Raw genomic sequence first — 21,581 nt, forward strand, 5'->3', positions numbered from 1 at the left:
GATGCGAACAAAAATCTCGGGACGCCGAATGGCTTTTCAAAAACAGCCGACTATTGCGTCATCACGGGCATGCGGTTTCACGAACTGCCGTATGCGCCCGCACAGGATGTAAGGGGCGCGTTCATTGTCGGCCTTTCCTCGTACTGGGGAAATCCGTCGCTCGGCAATTACCACCAGCCCAACGCCAGCTTTGCGTACCGGCATATCAAAGCCAGGCCGATCGAAGCCGGCGAGCCGGAATCGCTGCTCAACAGCACGCGCGACGGCTTCCCGCATACGGACTCGGCGTTCAAGCCAACGCCCGAACCGCTGTTCGCCCTGTTTACCGTTCGCGCCGCGCAAGACGGCGGGGATACGCTGGTCTGGGACGTGCGTCAGCTGGTCCGCTGGATTGCGGCGCAGCCGAACGGAGCGACCGCGCTCGCTATCATGCGGGAGCGAAGGCTTCCCTTTGTGGGCTCGATCCTAACGGCCGACCAGGTCCTTCACGAGACCATCATGCTGGATGGGAGCGGTGAAAAGCTACGGTACAAGCGGGACGCCATCGAGGACGGCGCGAAAGCGCTGGGACGCGGCATGTCTTCCGATGAACGCCTTGTGATGGACATGATCGATGCGGCGGCGGAGTGCCCGGATTTGACGGTGCGTTTTGCGCTCGGCGACGGCGACGCGGTGATACTGGATAATCAGCGAACCCTTCATTCCCGAACGCCCTTCACCGACGAAAACCGCCACTTGCTCAAAACAACAATGGTGCATTGAGACCAAACGCGGCTCGTACCTGCGCAGCCGTGGCATGCGGACATCATAGATTGCGAGTGGCTTGAATGACGACGTTCTTCGGGCTGATCGAAGTCACGCCCGCGGCCTATGCAGGCTGTTTTGCCGCCATCTTCATATCGTCAGCCACGCACCGCGTGACGGGGCAGGCGTTTGGATTAATTTGTGCGCCGCTCATCGCCTTGGCGGCTCCCTCTCATATCCCGGCCCTCATACTGCTCTGCGGCCTGCCGGTGATGATCTACAGCTTCAAAGGCGATTGGAGCGAGATCCGTTGGGGCGAGATCTCCTATGCATTCATGGGCCGGGTGATCGGCGCATTGCTCGCCGCTACGCTTATCGCCGTGATCGCGGACAAGAAATTCATTAGCGTTTGCGTTGGCATCGCCGTCTTGCTGGGCGTGGCAATCAGCCTGACACGCTTCACGGTCGCCATCAATAAAGCCTCGCTGTTCACCGCGGGGTTTCTGTCGGGCGCCATGGCGACGCTGACATCGGTCGGCGCTCCGCCGATGGGTCTCCTCTACCAGCGTGAATCCTTCGGACATGTTCGAGCCACACTGAACGCCTTTTTTCTGTTCGGTGCGCTGGCTTCGGTCGGAGCACTTTTGCTCTACGGCCTTATCAAGGCTTCGGATGTCGGCCTCACCTTGGCGCTGGTGCCCGCCATCTGGCTGGGCACCCGCGTTGGTGACCGGGCCCTCAAGCGGATGACGATCCAGTCGCTGCGGCCGTTTACCTTGAGCATTTCGACCTTTGCCGCCATCGTGCTCCTTAAAAGAACGTTGTGGTGAAAGGTGCATGCACGGGCAGGCGCTCCTGTGGCATGAACATGGAGTCGCGGTTGTAGCCCTTTCAACAAGGGCGCAAGCTATGGAACGACGCAATAACCCGCGGCAAGCTTCCCAAAATCATTTGGCGGCCTACGCCGGTTTTCTCAGATATTCGGTGGAGATGAGGTTGATTGTCGCTTAAATGCCGGGGATTTCGTCGACTTCGGAGACGCCGCCAACCTCGATAATGAAAAACAGCACACGCAGTTCTCCCTGGGTCAGCTGGAATTCCTGTTCCAAACGATCTGTGCGCGATGGATCGAAGCCGACCCGTACTAGCCTCACTCCACGCAGCGGACAGGTCGTAAGGCCTCGCTACCGTGTGACTTTTTCGGCTGAAGGATGCACGTTTGGCGTGGGTGTGTTTAGCGCTGTTTCCACTGACGCCGCAACGGAACGAGAATATCTTCGGCCAGACGTTTGCGGTCAAGACGGACGGCCGCGCGCGGCTTGCAGACGTGGATGGGCGGGTGGTTTTCGTTACCCCAACCCATCGTGCCGGAATTTGGGCTGGCATCCTGCTCACCCTGCGTCCGCCAAGCCATATAGTCGGAAGCGTCAATCCGCGCGGCAATGGCTAAATGCGTCAGACGCTGAGTTTGATCGATATGGTCCAAGAGCCATGACGCATACGCAAGGCCAGCCATAAGGCGAGCCAGCACTTTTTCCTCGATAAGCGCAGGAAATCCCATGCCATTCCGCCGGTCATGATCCGTATCGTTCAGCGCCAGCCGCAGCAAAATTCTGCCCTGCTCGTCAAGCTGGATGCGGTTGCTGTTATTCTGGGACAGGATTAGTGCAGCGTGATCGAGGCCGGTGTCGACGCCATCGCGGCGATCAAAGATGCGGGTATCGCCGAACAATGCCGCTTGATGCAATACATCCGCCAGTTCTGAGGCCTCGATTTCGGCGGGACGCAGCAAGGCTTGGAAGGGGCCGCCAGCTAATGCAAGGTTGAGCATGGGCGCACGGGAAACGTTGCGCTCTAGTCGTGGCAGCAACGCGAGCGCGGTCTCGACGAGCGCTTTCGGATCGACTGGTCCCGCCATGTTGGTGATAGCATAATCATGTAGCGCGCGGATCACGCCGTCGCGCAAATCATCGCTCGTCGCGAAGCTGCCACGAAACAAGCCCCCTTCCCAGCTTTGCACCTCATCAATGAACGCTGCTTGTTCGGGTTCAGGCGTAACACCCGTCTGTACAAACGCGATAACTGGCTTGCGCCCCTTAGCGTCGCGGTACTCTTCATGCGTGGCGGAGAGGCCCGAAGCCTGGGCCGGTCCATAGCGTTCACCCAAGACCAGCAGCATAAGGTCGGACTCACGAAGGCCCTGCAGGCAGGCAACTTGGGCGGAGTGCGACCGCGCACCAAAGCTCTCAGCCATGACGGGTTCGTGGCGTAAAGTGGCAACCGCTGCCTTGCAGGCAGCGCGAAGTGACTCGAATCCGGAAATCAAAGAGCTGATAAAAACCTTCATGGAAGTCACTTAAGGCGCCGCGCGCTGGACTCAAGGCCCTGAGATTTGATTCGTTAGAGGAGCACAGGAACTGTGTCCGGCGCTGAAATTCGACGCGAACCAATAGATTTAAGCGGCTGCCGTTTCGACAGTTGGACGCTCCTGACCGCGTTTGCCATTTATTAGGTTGAGAAGCTGGGCCGCTGCCCGCGCGTCGCATAGCGCGCGATGATGGTCTTCAAGGCTGATCTCATAGGCTTGGCAAAGGTTACCCAGGCTGTAGGACTTGTGACCTGGATGGCTGCGCCTCATTCCGGCGCAGGTACAGAGCTTGGGGTAGCGAAAGCGGCGTCCAAGCCGATCAAATTCCGCAGCGATGAAACCGTAATCAAAGTTGACGCTGTGCGCAACAAAAATGGCATCCTCGCCCATAAACGCACGGAACGAGTCGGCGATTTCCGCGAACAGCGGCGCGTCCCGTACCATGGCATTGGTGATGCCGGTCAACTGCGTGATGCGGTGCGGGATGAGACGCTGCGGGTTGATAAGGGAATGCCATTCGTCGATGACGCGGTGATTGCGCATTTTAACGGCGCCGATCTCGGTGATGCGGTCGCCATTGCCCCAGCTGCCCGTGGTTTCGATGTCCACGACGACATATTCCTGTTCGGGATCGAAGCGATAGGCAACGCGCGCAATCTCGGCGTTGATGCCGGCGTTTTTCAATTGGCGTAGGCGAGTCAGCTGGTTGCGGCGCACCGCATCGCCCTCGGCCTTCACTTCAAGAAACAACAGTTCCGAATGACGCACGAGCATGAGGTCGGGAAAGCCGTCATGCATTCCGACGTAATCCTGGCACATTGCTGCCGTCACGGTAGCGATGGCGTTGGGATTTGCGGTCTGGAGCAGCGCGCGCAGTGCTTCAGCGTTCACGCGATCCCAGCCAAAAACGCCATTTGGTGTCCCCCACTTTGCCGCGATGGTACGAAGGATCAGCGGCAGCCCCGCGCCGGTACGCAACGCGTTAAGCTTCGATGCGATTTGCGCGTCGAAGCGCCGTTTGAAGCTGCGGTCTTTGAGGCATTGCGGCACCCAGTCAAACCCGCTGTGCAACTGGCCCGATTCAAACAGCTCGTCCCAGAACAGCAACCCAAATAAACTGCGCCACAGGCAATTTTCCGAGTAAAATACGCGCCAGCCGTCGCGGCGCATGACGCCCGCGACACCGGCCTCGGGGTTAGCGCGACGGATATCATCAACCGTGAGGGTGCGTCCCGACCGCAGCAATTCCGTACATGCGCCGGTGCGCTGACCGCCGAATTTGCGGGCATGGAAATCGGTAGCGAACAGATATTCATCGTCGCTCGCGGGATCGTCGATCATGTGGCGCAAAAGTTCTTCCGCGCTCGCCTTGTCGCCTCCAGTGTAGAGCAGTCGCACGAGCCGTTCGTTGCATTCCGCCGAGGAGCCGGCGCGGTACAACCTGTCGGCCGTAGCTTTGTCACCCCGCTTTTCGAAGAACTGTCCAACCAAGTAGGCGGCGCGGTCGCGAAGGTCGCCGACGTGCTCGCTGGCGGCGCGTGGGCCGTCGAGCACGTCATCAACGGCGCGGGTAAAGACGGCAGCCGATTTCGTTTCGAGACGGTTTAGGATCTGACTGTAATGAAAACAGGCGTAGGCTTCCTCGCCATCGCTGAAGCGGGCGCTGAAGGAAGTCAGCTTGTTAGTGCGGATAATCCCGAGGTCGCGAAGCGTGAAATTTTTGAGATCGCGCTCGGTTTTGCCGAAATAGAGGTAAAGGAGAAAATGAATAGGGGCGAGATTGTCGAGCGCGACATAGTCGGTGCCGCCGCAACGATCAAGCGCGGCCGCGAACGGTATCGTATCGACGAAGTGATCGACCAGCCTCGGCTTGGACCAAGTGCTTCTGACCGCGACCGCGTCAATCGCTTTGCCGGCTTGTAGCAGCGAGTTCTTCGACAGGGTCGAAAGGAAAGCGGCGTAATCGTCGTCGCGCAAGGCGCGCGCCAAACCCGATACCCTCAACTCGTCCAAGGCTGACGCTACGTTGCCGATTTCACCATACTTAAACGCCGAGGGCCGAAAGACGTAGCCGCGGCGATTGATCATGCGTATCAGGAGACACTGGGCGTCCCTCGAAAACCCGCGAAACAGGGCAATAAATGCGTGATGCTGGGGGCCAAGAACCGGCTCGTAGGTGCGCTCGACGAAGCCGAGCATTTCCGTGAAATGGTCGAGATAATAATAGACGGGCAGAACGGGCAGCTTCATCCGTATGTGCCCTTCCACGCTTTTTTCTGAGCGGCGTAGCGCGGCTCAGCCTCGGCCTTTTTCCAATGGCGGTAGAAGACCTCGGCACTCTCCGCTTTCGCGGGATCGCCGGTGCCGCGCTCTTTCAGCGCATAGCCCTTGTACTTGTCGTACTTGCGCCCGCCCTTGTAGTTGGCGTAGCGGCGTGCGCGGGTGTAGCCCATTTGCAGAAATTTCCGTGCCATGTCGGCGCCGACAAAATCCTCGGCGTCGAGATACGCCTTGAACATCCGAAAGATTGCGCTGGCGCTACGTCTCGCAATCGCGGGTGTCTTGAAGCGCCAGTGCGGGACAAGCTCGCTCTTGTACGGCTCACAGATCAGAACGCCTTGCTCGCCCTTGCCGACGCGGTACCGCTTGGGCCGCGCGCGGTAGTTGATGCCGCACTTCCAAGGATAGCTTGTCTTATCGAGCGACAGATATGACGGTGTGGCACGCGCGGGCATTAGCGTTTCCAACGCGGACGGCAACCGCGAAGGGCACTCACGGTAAATATGCGGCAAATTAGCATGTTCCATGTTTGTTCTAGGTAGGCGACTTGTCAAGCCGGATTGAGTGGGGAGTGCATCGCCGCATAGTTCTCCTGTCACGGCATGTTTCTATAGCACTCAACCCTTAGGTGTTTTTTCTACAAGATGCTGGCAAGCTATTGAACGAGCGATGTTTTTGCTTGCTTGACTCTTTTCCTTTTAAGAGAACAAAATAAGAACATTCAGTTTATCCGGAGACGTCAAGGATGGCCTCGGCCAGCCCGCACATGCCTATTGCCGAATTGCGCCGCTGGTTGGAGCGGACGGAACGGCATGGCCGCGCCCTGAGTGCTGTCGTGCCCTTCGGAGTGGCGGCGATTGATGGCGCGCTCCCTCACGGCGGAATCGCGCGCGGGAATGTGCACGAGGTGATCGAAGGCGGACCAGCCAGCGAACATGCCGCTGTCGCCACGCTGTTCGCGGCCGGTATCGTCGCCCGCATCCCGGGGCCGGTGCTGTGGTGCTTGCGCACGCGCGATCTCTTCGCGCCCGCGCTCGCCCGTATCGGGCTTCATCCGGACCGCGTGATCTATTGCGAGACCTACAAGGATCGCGACGTGCTGCCGGCGATGGAAGACGGGCTGCGCTGTATCGGCCTCGCCGGTGTGGTGGGCGAAGTCACCAAGCTGTCGCTCACCGCGTCGCGCCGCCTTCAGCTTGTTGCCGGCGAAACCGGCGTCACCGCGCTCGTGCTACGCCGCTGGCGCACGCTCGACGAACACAAGCTGGCCGGCGAGCCCACGGCCGCGATGACGCGCTGGCGGGTGGCGCCCGCCGCGTCCGGTCCCGGCGTCTTTGATCATCTTCAGCGACAGCGCTGGAACGTGGAATTGCTGCGCGTCAAAGGCGGCGAACCTCATAGCTGGATCGTGGAGGCTTGCGATGCGCAGGGTCGTCTCGCTCTTCCTGCCGCGCTGGCCGACCGACCGGCTGCGGCGGAAGAACCCAAGTTTGCCGACGCGGGATAGGCCGCTGGTCACGGCTACGATGGAAAAGCAGCGGCGGGTCATCGCTTCAGTCGATGGCGCCGCCGCACGCGCCGGGCTTGCGCCCGGCATGACGGTAACGCATGCGCAATCCCTGATACCGGACCTAACCGTGGTTGATGCCGCGCCCGAGGAGGACGCGGCCGCGCTGCGCAAGGTCGCGATCTGGTGCATGCGCTATTCGCCGCTCGTTGTCCCTGACCCGCCCGACGGCATCTTCATCGACGTGGCGGGTGCGGCGCATCTGTTTCAGGGCGAAGAAGCGTTGATCCAAGATTTGCTGTCCCGCATACAGGCCCAAGACATCGCGGCCAAGGCGGCGCTGGCCGATACGCCGGGCTGCGCCTGGGCCATGGCGCGCTTTGGCAACAGCCTCGTTGTGTCACCGGGGCGTGCCTCCGAAGCTATGGCGAGCCTGCCAGTGGCGTCCCTGCGGCTTCATGCAAAGACTATCGAGGCGCTACATGAGGTCGGGATCGAGCGCGTGGCGCATATCGCGAGCAAGCCGCGCGCCGGCCTGCAGCTTCGTTTTGGCGGTGATGTGCTGCTGCGCTTCGATCAGGCGCTAGGGAGCATTATCGAACCTTTGAGCTCCCTTCTGCCAGAGGAAGTGCCGAGCAAGCTCCTGCGCTTCGTCGATCCCCTCGCCGATCCCGACGATCTAAAACGCGTCATCGCCAAGCTATGTGCCATGCTCTGCCCGGAGCTGGAACACCGCGGCGTGGGCGCGCGACGGCTGGATCTCGTCTTTCTGCGGGTCGATAATATCGCCCAAGCCGTGCGCGTTGCGCTCGCGCGTCCCTATCGCGAGCCAAAGCATCTTGCGCGGCTGCTGGAAGAACGGCTGGTGCTGGTCGATCCGGGCTTCGGCATCGAGCAGGCGACGCTCACCGCGTCGTGGATCGAAGCCTTGAGCGAGCGGCAGACCATCGGCCGCCATCTGGCAACGGATGGCAGCGACGTGGATGTCGGCCAGCTGGTCGATACGCTCGGCGTCCGCCTCGGCTCCAAGGCCGTATTTCGCCTGGCTCCCGTCGAAAGCGACCTGCCGGAGCGCTCGGTCAAGCGCCTGCCGGCGCTGCACCCACCGCAAGGCCAGGACTGGCCCAAGACCCTGCCGCGTCCGGCGCGCCTGTTCTCGCCCCCCGAGCGCGTGGTGGCGATCGCCGCCCTGCCCGATCACCCGCCGCGCCTGTTCGTCTGGCAAAACCGGCAGCACCGCATAACGCGCGCCGATGGGCCGGAGCGCATTCACGGCGAATGGTGGCGCTCGGACGCCGAGACCGAATTGGTCCGCGATTACTACCGCGTCGAAACGGCGGATGGCGCGCGCTACTGGCTGTGTCGGGATGGTCCCGCAGGCACGGGCGGGCAATGGTGGCTGCACGGCTTAGGTGAAGCATGAGCTATGCCGAATTGCAGGTCACGACGCATTTCTCCTTTCTGCGCGGCGCGTCTTCGCCGGAGGAGTTGTTTGTCGCCGCCGCCATGCTCGGCATCCCTGCCCTCGGCATCACCGACCGCAATTCGCTGGCCGGCATGGTGCGCGCCCATGAAGCCGCCAAGGTGACCGGCGTACGGCTTATCGTGGGCTGCCGCCTTGATCTCGCATGCGGCACTTCGCTCCTGGTCTACCCGATGGACCGTGCCGGTTATGGCCGCCTCTGTCGGCTGCTCTCGAGAGGCAAGGCGCGCACCGGCAAAGGCAAGTGCAGCCTCGATTGGCCCGATGTCGAGCAATGGAACGAAGGCCTGATCGCGGTCCTGATCTCGGACCAGCTTAAGGCCGATCTGGAAGGCGAGTTGCGCCGCCTCAAGGCGATCTTCGGCGACCGGGCCTATTGCTCATTGGCCCGGCGTTTTCTGCCCAATGAAGCCGAGCGCCTGGCGCGCATCGATGCGCTGGCTTGGCGCGCCAAGGTGCCCACGGTCGTCACCAATGACGTCCTCTATCATTGCCCCTCGCGCCGTATGTTGCAGGATGTGGTGACCTGTATTCGCTTGCATACCACAATCGACAATGCGGGGTTTCAAAAGGAACGGCACTCGGACCGCTTCCCTAAGCCCCCTCACGAGATGGAGCGGCTGTTTCCAGATTATCAGCCAGCGATCGCACGCACGCTGGAAATCGCCGCGCGCTGTCGCTTCTCGCTCGATGAGCTGACCTACAGCTATCCCACTGAAACCCTTGAAGACGGGCTGACAGCGCTAGATCGTTTGGAGAAGTTGACTTGGGAAGGTGCTGCGAACCGCTATCCCGACGGCCTGCCCGATGCCGTCGCCACGCAAATCCGCCACGAACTCAGTCTGATCGAGCGGTTAGATTACGCCCCCTATTTTCTCACCGTGGAATCCATCGTCCGTTTTGCGCGATCCAAAGGCATTCTCTGCCAAGGCCGTGGCTCGGCCGCAAACTCGGCCGTCTGCTATGTCCTCGGCGTCACGCGATCGATCCTGTCCGCCAGGGCCTTCTATTCGAGCGCTTCATTAGCGAAGAACGCCGGGAGCCGCCCGATATCGATGTCGATTTCGAGCATGAGCGGCGCGAGGAAGTGATCCAATGGATTTACGAGACCTATGGCCGCACGCGTTCGGCACTTACGGCCGTGGTCTCTCGCTATCGCTCGCGCGGCGCGGTGCGCGAGGTCGGCAAGGCGCTCGGTCTGCCGGAAGACGTGACCGGCGCGCTAGCAGGATTGATCTGGGGCTGGAGTACGGAAGGCGTTGCGGAGAAGGACGCCAAAGAGCTCAACCTCAATCTCAATGACCGCCGCCTCAAGCTTACGCTTGCCCTCGCCAAGGAATTGATAGGCACGCCGCGGCATCTCTCGCAGCATCCCGGCGGCTTTGTCCTCACCCTCGACCGTCTCGATGAAATGGTTCCAATCGAACCTGCCGCCATGGACAACCGCCAAGTGATCGAATGGGACAAGGACGATATCGATGCGCTGAAATTCATGAAAGTCGATGTGCTGGGCCTTGGCATGCTGGGCTGCATGCGACGGGCCTTCGGTCTCTTGGAAAAGGCTAAGGGTCAGTCGCTCAACCTTGCGACCATCCCCGCTGAGGATCCCGCGACCTACGCGATGATCCAGAAGGCCGACACCATGGGCACCTTCCAGATTGAATCCCGCGCGCAGATGTCGATGCTGCCGCGCCTCAAGCCCAAAACTTTCTATGATCTCGTGATTGAAGTGGCGATCGTGCGGCCCGGTCCGATCCAGGGCGACATGGTGCACCCCTATATCCGCCGTCGTGAAGGCAAGGAAGCCGTCACTTTTCCGACTGAAGCCCTCCGCAAAGTGCTGGGCAAGACGCTCGGCGTGCCGCTGTTCCAGGAACAGGCGATGCAAGTGGCAATGGTCGCGGCCGGCTTCTCGCCGACCGAAGCCGACCAACTCCGCCGCGCCATGGCGACGTTCAAGTTTACCGGCGGGGTAAATAAGTTTCAGAACAAGCTCATCAGCGGCATGCTGGACAACGGCTATACGCAGGAATTTGCCGAGCGCACGTTTCGCCAATTAGAGGGCTTCGGCAGCTACGGCTTTCCGGAATCCCACGCGGCCAGCTTCGCGCTGATCGCCTACGCCTCAAGCTGGATGAAATGCCATCATCCCGATGTTTTCCTTGCCGCGATCCTCAATGCGCAGCCCATGGGCTTCTATGCTCCGGCGCAGTTGGTACGCGACGCCCGCGAACACGGCGTGGAGGTGCGGCCCGTCGACATCAACCTTTCGCAATGGGACTGCTCGCTTGAGGTAGCGGACGGCCCCTACCAGGCCGTGCGCCTTGGCTTCTGTATGGTGCGCAGCCTCAATCAGAAGGATGCCGAGCAATTGGTCGACCGGCGTACCTTCGGGCGCATCGCCGCTACGCGCCTGTTGAGCGAATTCACCACGATAGAAGAGGTCTGGCGCCGAGCCGAAGTTCCGGTTGCGACCTTGAAACACATTGCCGCCGCCGACGGCTTTGCCGGGCTCGGACTCTCCCGCCGCGATGCGAGTTGGGCCATCAAGGCGCTGCGCGACGAAGCGCTTCCGCTCTTTGCCGCGGCTGATGACCGTGCCGGCGTGCTTCGGCCGGAAGCGGTTGAGCCCCCCGTCACGCTTGCCCCCATGACGCAAGGCCGGGAGGTCGTCGAAGATTACCGCGCCCTCGGTCTCAGTCTGCGCGGGCATCCGGCGCGTTTCCTACGGGAGGGGTTGGCAAGTAAAGGCTACGCCCCCTGTATCAATCTGCGCACGGCGCGAAACGGCAGCCGCCTTGCCATCGCTGGCGTTGTCCTGGTGCGGCAAATGCCGGGGTCGGCCAAGGGCGTCATGTTCATCACGCTCGAAGATGAAAGCGCCAACGCCAATCTAATCGTCTGGCCATCGGTGTTCGCGAAGTTCCGGCGCACGATCCTCAGTGGTAGCATGTTTGGAGTGCGCGGGCGCGTGCAGGATGCCAGCGACGTCATCCATCTGATCGTCGAAGAGGTTACCGACCTAACTGCAGACCTCAGGGCTGTTGCGGGCCTCAATGCCCCCTTCCCGCTTGCCTCCGGACGCGGCGACGAAGCCAAGGGCGGCGGCAGCGGACCGGATAACCGCGATCCTAAACCGCAGATCGTAAGGCCACGGGATATGTACGTGCCTGACCTGCATATCGATACGCTGAAGATCAAGGCGCGGAATTTTCGATAAGACCTTCAAACGTTTGCGGCGGCGCAGTTGGGTTGCGGGTTGATGATGGAATAGATTCAATGTTTAAAGCACGGCCGTACCGCGTGAAATTAGAGTTCCAAGCCAATACTGTAATTTCGGTCACGCAATCCGTCGAAATCCCATTCGTAAACTGTCACTGGTCCTATAGCGGGTTGGTTCTGCCCAAGGAAGAACGCAAATGCGTTCGGCCCCGCAATGAAAAGATGCACGCGGCGCGGCCCCACACCTGTTGAACGGATCGAGGCTGTCAACGTTTCAGCAAGTTGGTGGGCATGGCTTCCTGATTTGATACTTTGGTTCGAAGCACCGCCTGTCGGCGTCACCACAAGAAGTTCGCCGATGCTGGGAAGCGATTCGACATAAGACCGTACGGCCTTCGAGGTGTCGTGAGTCAGTCCGACAGAGACGGCAATATCAGCGCCACTACCGAAAACTGGCTCGCTCGCAATGCACAGTTTGGGCCAAGAAGGGTCAAGGTCTTTATCTCGTTCAGACCAGATATGTCGCCCGCCCGCGCGTTGCTCGATCTCGATCTTCTTCCCTGACTTAGCATTCAGAATAACACCGACACCAAAGGCGAGGGAAACATGCGTATCAAGTACCAGCCGTAAATCATCCTGCCCGCGCGAAGCGTTGATAATGAAATCGCGCAATTCTGGAAAGAGCTTGGCCTTCCACGCAAACGGATCACGAATGTACCGGCCATCGAAGTGCGGCACGAGATTAATGGCTTTGTCGGTTCTCGCCTCAAGGTCGTCGATCGGATGCATAAACGAGCGCACGCCTAACGTGGTTGGCCCACCGCTTTTTTTGTCGAGGAGCTTCTCGTCGTTGCAAAGATCGCGAAATGACTCCTTGTCGAATTCGTTACGCTCTTGGGCGTGAAGTTTCATGATCAGGTCGTCATAGGGAAATCCGGCCTGCGAAAGAGGCACTTGCTTCATTCCGACCAGCGCAAAACGGTCGTTGAGCCGTTCCCGAAAATCGTTTCCGGATTCAAGTCGCTGTGTGATCGCCAAGGTTCGAGCGACATGCACAAGTTCATCATGGCTGATCCCCAGGTGTCCGGCCCAAGCGTCGCGGACTTTTCCCATCATGCTGGCTGATGTTTTTCCGTCGAACAGAAGCTTCAGATCGATAGCGTGGGTTTGATTTAAGATGAGCCGTGCCAACGGATCAGCCGCCATAAGCCGCCAGTTAGTTACCAAACGAAATCGCGCACCTTGGCCCTGTGGAGCGTGAGCCGCTTGAGCGTCGCGAGCCCGCTTGAGCAGCGAGACTGTTTGCGCATTTGAAAACGCCGGGTCGATAAGTTCCAGATGGCCGAATTCGCCTGGACGAGCGTGCCATTTGCACTGCAAAAAATCCCGAACAAGCTTGTGGCCATAGTGGTCTTGTGGACCCATTCCGCGCATGTATTCGACGGTTACGTCATCAAAGCCACGCGGTCCGCGCTCGAAGCTAACCTTCGCCACGGCCCCGTTAGGATCAAGCAATAGGGCAGCATGCAGCCAGAACATGCGGGCCTGAAAATCATCTCCTTGGCTGCGTACCGCAACGGCTTGCGTCATGTTGGTCAACTCGTCGGGAAGTAACGACCCATTATCTGGCGCCAAATGGCGAGTGCCTCGCCTTGCTTGCCCTGCTGCGAAAGGCGCACCGCGCGAGCTGCCTCCGTCTCGGCGCGGCGCAACGACACGACAGCCTTCTGTACAAGGTCTGGCGTCATTTGGTCCGAGACCGGCGGCCCGAGGCCCGCCGGGTCTTTCCATTCGCGCGTGATCCCGTCCAAGGCGGCGGCAAAAAAACGCCGGACCTCGCCGGGATAGTTCGTGAACGGACCGTCAACAAGCTCCTGCGCCATCACCTCAATGAGAAAAGACGGCTTGATCGGCTTATCCGCAGAACGGTTCCAACGCTTAAGCATCTTAACCAGCGGAACCCATTTTCCGCTCAACGACTTGTTTTTGCCTGTCGATTTCTCTGCATGAATTTCGGGATCCGTCTTGATCCATTTGCCAAGATTACGGTCCGGAATTTCATAGCAGTCGGCAAGTTCGATGGCTGGAACCGCATCAATGGACAAGACCTTGCCTTCTTTGTCCTCAGTATTTCTTTCGAACTCGGTGGTTGCACAGCGGCGCCCCGGCTCAACGGCGTCTTTGCCGAACTCGCCTGTTAGGCGCGCAACGAATGCGTCAAGGACCTCGCTCGGCGGCTTCTGACGCCAGTGCTGATCGTTGGGACCGAGAACGAAAAATACGTCAACGTCCTTAAGCGGTTTCGTTTTGGTGTGCCTGTCATACGATCCAGTCAGAAAATCACGGCTGATATCGAATCCGCCTCGGATGCAATCACGTACGGACGTATGCTTGCGAATGGTGTCCTTGCGTTCGCTCTCACTGAGTTCGAGACGCTGCCGGAATTTCTCAAACGCTTCTTCGACAGAGATCATTTGTAATACTGCATTGATGCCATAATGTCGGGCGTGGAAACGATCGTACCCGCCTCTCGACCCACCAAACCGCTGAGCGACTTGTAAGAAGAATAGGACATGAAGCTCGGCAATGGGGATCCTGGAAGCGGTTGAAGCAAAATACGATAGACGCACCCGGCGGGCGGCGACGTGGTCTTTGCGAACGACCCTTCCAAGAACTCGCGGTCGACCCACATTTCGTCGGCGCCGTTGCCATCGTAACGGATGGGGAAATCCCACCGTCCAAGCGCGGAGTCGCTGCCGGGTTTGTAAAACTCGATGACAATTTTTTCGAGATGGCCGCGTTCAAGCATTTCGCGTGCGCCAGCGTCGACCCAATTTGTCCAAGCATCCAGAAGCACTGTGGGGTTGAGGCCGTAATACGAAATCAGATACTTCAACACGTTTCGCATTTTATCCGAAACGTATTTGGCAGTGTGGGTTCGCGAATAGGTGCTAGTGAAGGTAGCGCTCATGACTGTCCGAGGACTCCCCAATTAATGGCAAGCGTGTTCGCGGTGGCCTTCATGGTCTCCTCTTCATCAGCCGGAGGCTTCTTGACGTCGTGGACAGTAATACGTGGTGCGCGTTGTTTTAGCGTACCGTTCATCCAGGGTACGTCGGACGCCTCCGTCGGGGCGGTGATCTTCCAACCGGCGCCCCCAGTTGGATTCCACGTCAACGAGTCGATGTCGGTGCCGAGTTCAAGCGCCTCCTCATTGTAACGGCAATAGATAACGAGCCGGTCGCCGTTGCCTTTCACGGTGATGGGAACGTTTGCCGGATGCTCGTCAGCAATCAGCGATTCCATAATGCTCGCCGCTGCCGTAAGCGTGCTAGCATCGGGTGTATCTGGACCGGAAATCAAGGCTATGATCGCCTTCCATGTTTCGGCTGCCGAGCGCACGGGCACGGAAGCGATTTCACGTTTAACTTTCACGAGAATGCCTCCTGCATCTTTTCGACGGCACGTGCCTGCTTCAGGGCGTGCATAACCTGCTCGGCTTTCAGCTTGTTCAAATCCTGCGCTGTTTCGATGCTTGAGGCTGCTGCGGTGATCATCGCCTTGCGCAAACGACGGCCGTCAAGGCCATCCGAAGCTTTAACAAACTCGACCACATGGGTATTGAGACCGGCAATCTTGGGCCACTTCTCCGAAAGGATTGAGATCGCATCGGCGATGATTTGCTTCCGAGCCTCCGCGTTCGGCAAGCCGATGTCTTCAACGATATCAGCACGAGAAAGTAGCGCGCGATCTACGGCCTTCGGATAATTGGTCGTGGCAATTAGCAGCGTATTGCGATGTTTGCGGGAAAGCAGATCGATGCCTGCAAGCGCGGCGTCAGTGGCGCGGTGCGCATCGATGGGGTTCGTTTCGAGGCTCATGCGCTGCCGGTCGGCGGCGAGCGTTTCAACTTCGTCCAGCAGAACTATCGTTGGAGCGTGCGTGGCGTACTCGGGAATGATCTGTTCGAAAAGCTTGGAAACGTCCTTTTGGCTTTTGCCGTGCGACGAACTTCCCAGCGCATGCGGATCGATCTGAATGAACTTCGCCTTCTTGGGCTTCAGCGCCTCGGCGACCTGATTCGCCAGGCCGCGCGCCAGTGTGGTCTTACCCGTGCCTGGCGGCCCCGACAGCACGATCAGGCCGTGAACCGGCATTCGGTCGAACGTGAAGTACTGGCGAAGTTGAAACGACAAGAGCGCCTGCGCGACGAGACGGGTTTTCAGTGCTGAATCGATTTTGATTGCCTGCCATGCGGTCAAAAATTCCGCGTTAGGCAAAGTAGCTTGGTCGCTAATCGCGTCCATTTTTCCTCCAGCCGCAAAGTTCCAGTGCGAATTGCCCCTGGCCCTCGCTCTGCCCGTACCAGCTCTGATAAATGATGATGCCGCTGGGACCCCACAAGATACGCCTATAGAACCCAGAAGAAACCACTAAATATAGCGCATCTTGCACGCTGGCTTATGCAATTTAGAACAAAAAAAGAACACACGCAAGGTCCCTTAAGCTGAGGCGTGCCCTTGCAAGTGTTATCCACTGCAATTGTCCCTGTCCTGACGATTAGCGGATCAGCACCTTTCGCAGCCCATGCAGTCTCGTCGACACCTTCGTTTTCGGCGGAACCTGTCGACCGCGCAGCTGTCTTGCAGGCGCAGCAATGTCTACATGAATTGCGACCGCGCGTGTTCGAGTCGACGGACGAACGTATCAGCAATCTTGTTCAACTCCACGAAAACACCAATCTCCCGTCGAGGGTATGCCTGCGACGAACTTGCCGATAACCAGTTCTGACTGCTGATAGCTAATGCGTCGTCATCCCAGCATAGCGCCTTGGCGTGAAGCCGCGGCTGGAAGATCGGCCGGATGCGTACGCCCTGACGTTCAAACTCGCGCGTCAGTTCCGCGGCGTCCGTGCCAGATAGCGGCCCAGTGGCACGTCCGTAGAACAACGCTGCTTCGATTTTCTTTTCCTGCGCCGCAGTCACCGCTGGCACGATTGCCATTGGAAGTCCGGCGACACCGATGCGGTGACTGGTAATAAGGATGCGCTTACGTGCCCGATCGCGCGCTTCCAGGGGAAGTGAGGCATGGTCTGATGAAAGCAAAATACGTACCTTTGCCTTTCGCCCTGTTAACGACTTAGTGTGTACAATGCGCCGTGCGAGAACGGTGAGTTCGTCGGCCAGCGAGTGCCAGACGCCCCGCGATCCGAGCGACATCGTCGCAAGATGGTTGACCACACGACCAGCGAGCCGCGGATCTCTTAACCGAACTGTTGCCTCAAAGCTGTCGAATTCTGTCGAGAGCCAATTGCAAGAGCCGACGAGAGCGCTCCATGCTCCGCTCCCATCATCGCTCGCGATGATTTTTGCGTGAGAATCTGTGGTTAGACTGTGTATCTTGACGAGATCCGAACGCCCCGATTGCTGAACAGCTTGCCGGAGAAGAGACGCTGCCTCGCGAGACGCGGAGTTCTCTGTCGCATCATCCGACTGTCCCCAAAGTATGTCGACGCGAACGTTACGGGCCGCGGCAGCCAGTATAGGTTTCAGGAAATCATCCTGCCGATCTGACAAAAAGGTGGAATGTACGACGACCCGCTCTCTTGCACGCGAAAATGCCTCTAGGAAGATTGCCTTATGTTCCTTTTCGCCGACAATCAAATCGTTATGATCGAAAACCGCATCAATTACCGGCTCGCTCCAGTCAGTCGCCTGCACCATTGTAGGCTCGGCTCCGCCAGTTGTTTTGACGTGCGGCGTTGCGGCGGCCGCGGCGGCTTGAAGAATGGCCCGACGCAGTGGCTCCTCGGCGCGCGATGATATGTCGTCGATAACGCCGCCCAAGACGCGCACTACAGCGAAGCCCTCTATCGGCAGATGGGGCGAGGAGTCTGAGCCGACGATGACTTCATTTTCTCCTTCAAGCGCACTGTAAATTTGGCTGAGGTCTTCGGCATCTTTGCGCGGATCAGGGCTTAAAAAGACCAATGCATCGGCATCCGTGGACTTTGAAATCCGCTGGCGCGCTCGAATGGAAAATTCACTGCCGCGAAATGCCTGCCCAGTAACTCGTTCGAAGGCAAAGCTCATGGTCCTCGATCGGATCGTCGTCAGTCCTTTCAATTCGCCTAGCCTTATCTGCTCCTTTCCCGCAGTAGTCGCTCGAAAAATTGTTGCTCGTGGGTCGTCGAGGATTTCAACCCACCCCGCCCGCATCAATCGAATGAACGCCTCTACAACAATGCGCCGGTGAAGATTGGAGCGCTTGGAAAGATCCGCCGTAGTAGCGGGAGCGCGCGATACAGCTTCTAGCATCAGATGCTCGATAACGCTCCAGCGCCGCCCCTTCTCTACGTGGAAACGGCGCCGACTCCGCCTCATCGGCACGGCAACTTCGATCACGCTCATGGCTTTTTCCGCAAGGTTGACCATGGCACGATGCTCGCGTCGCCATTTCGCTCGGCGTCGTTTAGCGCGACAAGAAACTTCTTAAGAAACTCGATGTCGGCGCCAGACGACTTGTCGATACCGGACGCTTTTTCCGAATAACTCATGACATGGCGGTAGAAGCTGAGACTGCCGATAACAATCATCCGCCATTTTGCGCGGCTGAGCAGAACGTTCATTCGGCGGCTGTCGTCGAGGAACCCTAGCGCACCCTTGACGGTCGCTTTCTCATTGTTCCTCACGAGCGAAATCAGGATCGCGTCGGCTTGGTCACCCTGGAAAGAGTCGACGGTTCCGCAATAATCGTCTTCTCCTAAAGCAGGCTGAAATCCAGAGAGATGCTTTAACGAACCGGGTTTCTCCGATCTGATGTTTTGTCGCAGCCGTTTGACCTGTTCGTTGTAAGGTGACAGCACAGCAAGCGAGGGGCGTGATCGGCCCACCGCGCGCAATAGACGAAGAACCTGCAGAGCCGCGGTAACTTCGTCCGGATTCGTCCAAGGAGGCAGCCGGTCGCCGCCGCGATAACCGATTGTCTCGCGGCTGTACGGCATATCGATGAAAATCACCGGACGTTCGGGCAGACGACTATCTAAGAACCGAAACGGCGGGGTTCCATCGCGATACTTTTTCTCGACCTTTTCGTTGGTCTTTAATGTGCCTTCGTAGAAGCAATCCGATACGATTTTCGCAATCGCCGGATGCATCCGGTGCTGTTCATTGAGCTTGTGGAAGATAGGGCGGCGCGCTTTGCCCTTCTCAACGACTGCGGCGGTTTCCGCTCTCACAAGCGTTTCAAATAATGATAGAGCGGAAAGCGTGTCGGCGCACAGACGACCGAAATCCGCATTGTCTACGTCGATCACATTGAAAACATCCTCTATGCCTGGTTCTCGCTGATAGCGGGCGATGTGCGGCTCGGCAGCGCGCAGCGCTTTTTTTACCGATTCGGCGCTGGACAAAAGCTTGATCATGGTATCGGCGCCATATGGCGCAAGTTGCTGGTGATCGCCTATCATTAGGCGGCGATGCGATAGCAACAGCGGCGAGAGTAGTTCGCTGCCCGTCGCCTTGCCAGCCTCCTCAACAATCGTCCAATCGAACAGGCTCGATTCTTCTATCAATTGCTCGACAGCGGCAGAATTGGTGGTGGCGAACACGAGATTGGCTGAGCGCAGAATCATGGCCTCAAAGGCTCGGGCCTCTGCGGCCATCGCTCGCGTCGCATTGGGTTTCGCTTTCGCCCGCCGCACCGCGGCTAAATCGCGTATCTTTTCTCGCACGCTCGGGTCGGCATCCTCAACCAGATCGCTCTTTGCGAGGGCGTCGAGCCAGTAATCGGCTTGGCGATCGATTTCGAGATCAGTGTCGCTGATGTCGTCATCAGCCGGCCTTGCTCGTACCTTTACCGGCTCCACGTCCTTTGGCAGCATCTCGATCACCTCTTTCATTAAGTGATCGATCGCTGCATTGCTCTGCGCGGATAGAAGCAGCCGCGTCGTCGGCTCGTCCGTGAAGCGCCGTCGCACAATCTCCGATACGAGGTAGGTCTTGCCCACGCCGGGAGGCCCTTGCAACAGAAAGAAGGGTATGGTCGAGAGAATCCCGCTCAATGCCTCCTGCTTCGACCTGTCCAAGCTCTTAAAATCGTTGTCTTGCTTGATCGGATCGTGACTGTCTTCGATTCGTCCGCGAGGGTCGGTAAGCATTCGCAACATTTCCGAATGCTCGCGTAACGCGCGGAGAGCCTTGAGCCTTCTCCGCAGCTGCGTGAGCTTCCCTTTCATTTCGCCGGGGATTAGAAAGGCCTCATCGCGTATGCGCGTGGCGAACGAACCTTCGAACTTGAATATCTCGCCTTGCCCTCCCCTTTCCGCGCCAACGTACCGCCAATGATTCTCCGCATCACGTTCACCCAGCGAGCCCGTCTGGGCGAGTGTCCAGCCGTCGCTGCCCCTGTCGCTTGCCTCACCTTTGTCCAGCAACTCGGACAAGCGCACTGCCGGAGAAGCCCGAAAGAGAAGCGCTTTAGATAGCGCATCTCTCTCTTCGTCATATCGAGAGATTGCCACGATGCCGTGGCTCCCGCCTTCGGAAGGGCGACCTGTTTTGACGGAGATGGGGAAAATGTCGGCGACGGCGTATGCCATTTCGAGCGCCGTAAGCAAGGCGAATGCTTCATACTTTCGATCGAGATCAGTCTTTCGATTTTCGGAGGTTCGGAGGGCATCGATATGCGGCTGCCAATCGGCCACCCGGCCTCGCCGGCGGGCAAAGCTTTGCTCTTGCGCCCTCCCCGCCGGCAGGATGTCAAGCATTTCAGGCACTAATACTTCTGACTCGACGATCGTGCGGGGTCTAGCTAGTTCAGCGGTTTCACAGACGGCGAACTCGAAAGTCGGGACATCAGTAGTTCCAGGCGCGCGATAGGGAGAGAGCCAGTAGGTCATCTGATTACCAAGGAGGGCCACCTTCGCACCACTTCGGCCGTCCTTGACCAGGGTCAGGTAAGGTTCGCCTGCTAGATCATCCTTCACGAAGGCCACTAACCCCTCGACGTCGGTTGCTTCGATCTGGTTGCCGGTCGCGTGCCTGATGTCCTTGGTGAGAGGCGAGCGCGGATCGAGACGAAACGCAGCCGCAAGCTTGAGTTCACCACCTGCGGCCTGGGCCTGGATCGTCTCGATGACGTCAGAGATTTCGCGGCAAATGCGGTCACCGTCCAGCCGTTCAACGGGAATGGCACCAGTCAGTTTTCGTAAGATTCGTACCTCAGAGATGGATAGGTGGTCAGCGACCTCGGAGAGCAACAAACGCAGATCCACCACTCGTCCCGGCGACACATCTAGAAGTTCCGCGATCATCAGTCCGAGATTTCGCCAGTCCTGGCCGAAAGATGCGGCCTGAGACTCGGCTCCTCCAGCACCAGCGCGCGGGACGTCCTCGACGGTGGCGAGCCGCATAGACCACTCAAAACCAGTCAACCGGAAATCGGGATGTTCTCCGAATGAGCCAATAATCGACCAAGGATCGAGATTTCGATGTATAATTCCCTGCGAGTGCAGAAGCTCGAGCGCTCGGGCGATCCGCAAGAAGTTCTCCCAGAGCAGTCTGCGGTTCCGCGGCAATCTTGGTGCGGAAAGAACGAGAGGCTTCGAGGTTGCTTTGCGGAAGGTCTCGAGTGGATCGCCGCGGGCCGGGTCTAGAACAATATAAAAAGCATCCTTGTCTGATCCGGCAGTTATCATAGGAACAAATAGATCGTCTGCCTTCGGCACCGCAGCAAGGCGTTGAAGCTGGCGTATCTCGCTCCGCCAGATGTCTTTCATATCGGCATCAGAACCGCCGCGCTCTCGGCTCCAACTCTTTATTAAAACGGAAAAACCTTCAGGATTTCGCGCCCGGCACAAGGAAGGTTTTCCTCGAGCCGGATCGTCCGCAACGAGATCGTTAGGCTCTATTCTGTACCCTTTGAGGAACGATGCTGTCCTCTCTGCCCGGCTAGGGGCCATGGTCTGCTCCAGCTCC

General features: G+C 58.7%; 14 protein-coding genes and 1 pseudogene. 5 read left to right on the forward strand and 10 right to left on the reverse strand.

The annotated features are described in order from the left end of the window. The first annotated feature begins 69 nt into the window (after window positions 1-69). Together ACFE72_RS16220 and ACFE72_RS16225 are read left to right on the forward strand one after the other, a co-directional pair. Entirely contained in the window at window positions 70-762 is a 693-nt protein-coding gene (locus ACFE72_RS16220; RefSeq protein ID WP_375414139.1) for a TauD/TfdA family dioxygenase, read from the forward strand. A 65-nt stretch (window positions 763-827) separates the two neighbouring features. Then, a complete protein-coding gene (locus ACFE72_RS16225) occupies window positions 828-1,574 on the forward strand; it encodes a TSUP family transporter (RefSeq protein WP_375414140.1) in 747 nt (248 codons plus the stop codon). Window positions 1,575-1,978: 404 nt separating this feature from the next. Here the strand turns inward: ACFE72_RS16225 and ACFE72_RS16230 are convergent, their stop codons facing one another. From ACFE72_RS16230 to ACFE72_RS16240, 3 genes are all read right to left on the reverse strand, one after another. Beyond that, window positions 1,979-3,091 carry a DUF4062 domain-containing protein gene (locus tag ACFE72_RS16230; RefSeq protein ID WP_375414141.1) on the reverse strand — a complete coding sequence of 371 codons (1,113 nt, stop codon included), beginning with the start codon at window positions 3,089-3,091 and terminating at the stop codon, window positions 1,979-1,981. Between the two features lie 108 nt (window positions 3,092-3,199). After that, window positions 3,200-5,362 (reverse strand): exonuclease domain-containing protein, encoded by a 2,163-nt coding sequence (locus ACFE72_RS16235; RefSeq protein WP_375414142.1) that lies wholly within the window; start codon window positions 5,360-5,362, stop codon window positions 3,200-3,202. After that, window positions 5,359-5,847 (reverse strand): DUF4385 domain-containing protein, encoded by a 489-nt coding sequence (locus tag ACFE72_RS16240; protein WP_375414143.1) that lies wholly within the window; start codon window positions 5,845-5,847, stop codon window positions 5,359-5,361. The genes ACFE72_RS16235 and ACFE72_RS16240 overlap by 4 nt, the downstream gene beginning before the upstream one ends. Before the next feature lie 290 nt (window positions 5,848-6,137). Between ACFE72_RS16240 and ACFE72_RS16245 the strand changes: the two genes are divergently transcribed. From ACFE72_RS16245 to ACFE72_RS16255, 3 genes and pseudogenes are all read left to right on the forward strand, one after another. Further along, window positions 6,138-6,899 carry an ImuA family protein gene (locus ACFE72_RS16245; RefSeq protein ID WP_375414144.1) on the forward strand — a complete coding sequence of 254 codons (762 nt, stop codon included), beginning with the start codon at window positions 6,138-6,140 and terminating at the stop codon, window positions 6,897-6,899. Beyond that, a complete protein-coding gene (locus ACFE72_RS16250) occupies window positions 6,814-8,322 on the forward strand; it encodes a DUF6504 family protein (protein WP_375414145.1) in 1,509 nt (502 codons plus the stop codon). The genes ACFE72_RS16245 and ACFE72_RS16250 overlap by 86 nt, the downstream gene beginning before the upstream one ends. Beyond that, window positions 8,319-11,602 (forward strand): annotated as a pseudogene (locus tag ACFE72_RS16255) (error-prone DNA polymerase). The gene ACFE72_RS16250 and the pseudogene ACFE72_RS16255 overlap by 4 nt, the downstream one beginning before the upstream one ends. An 89-nt stretch (window positions 11,603-11,691) precedes the next feature. On the opposite strand, the gene ACFE72_RS16260 reads toward ACFE72_RS16255, so the two are convergent. The 7 genes from ACFE72_RS16260 to ACFE72_RS16290 all read right to left on the reverse strand — a co-directional run bounded on the left by ACFE72_RS16260 (window position 11,692) and on the right by ACFE72_RS16290 (window position 21,382). Continuing rightward, window positions 11,692-13,194, reverse strand: a complete 1,503-nt coding sequence (locus ACFE72_RS16260; RefSeq protein ID WP_375414146.1) for an SAVED domain-containing protein — start codon at window positions 13,192-13,194, stop codon at window positions 11,692-11,694. Window positions 13,195-13,199: 5 nt separating this feature from the next. Continuing rightward, a complete protein-coding gene (locus tag ACFE72_RS16265; RefSeq protein WP_375414147.1) occupies window positions 13,200-14,078 on the reverse strand; it encodes a CBASS oligonucleotide cyclase in 879 nt (292 codons plus the stop codon). Next, entirely contained in the window at window positions 14,075-14,575 is a 501-nt protein-coding gene (locus ACFE72_RS16270; protein ID WP_375414148.1) for a hypothetical protein, read from the reverse strand. Before ACFE72_RS16270 ends, ACFE72_RS16265 begins: the two co-directional genes overlap by 4 nt. After that, window positions 14,572-15,039 carry a hypothetical protein gene (locus ACFE72_RS16275; RefSeq protein WP_375414149.1) on the reverse strand — a complete coding sequence of 156 codons (468 nt, stop codon included), beginning with the start codon at window positions 15,037-15,039 and terminating at the stop codon, window positions 14,572-14,574. Before ACFE72_RS16275 ends, ACFE72_RS16270 begins: the two co-directional genes overlap by 4 nt. Further along, window positions 15,036-15,911 carry an AAA family ATPase gene (locus ACFE72_RS16280; protein ID WP_375414150.1) on the reverse strand — a complete coding sequence of 292 codons (876 nt, stop codon included), beginning with the start codon at window positions 15,909-15,911 and terminating at the stop codon, window positions 15,036-15,038. Before ACFE72_RS16280 ends, ACFE72_RS16275 begins: the two co-directional genes overlap by 4 nt. 354 nt (window positions 15,912-16,265) lie before the next feature. Next, on the reverse strand, window positions 16,266-18,014 hold the full coding sequence (locus ACFE72_RS16285) for a phospholipase D-like domain-containing protein (protein ID WP_375414151.1): 1,749 nt from the start codon (window positions 18,012-18,014) through the stop codon (window positions 16,266-16,268). Next, window positions 18,011-21,382 carry an AAA domain-containing protein gene (locus tag ACFE72_RS16290; protein ID WP_375414152.1) on the reverse strand — a complete coding sequence of 1,124 codons (3,372 nt, stop codon included), beginning with the start codon at window positions 21,380-21,382 and terminating at the stop codon, window positions 18,011-18,013. Before ACFE72_RS16290 ends, ACFE72_RS16285 begins: the two co-directional genes overlap by 4 nt. Window positions 21,383-21,581 lie beyond the last annotated feature (199 nt).

The organism is uncultured Bradyrhizobium sp., from assembly GCF_964252615.1.
Taxonomy (GTDB): domain Bacteria; phylum Pseudomonadota; class Alphaproteobacteria; order Rhizobiales; family Xanthobacteraceae; genus Bradyrhizobium.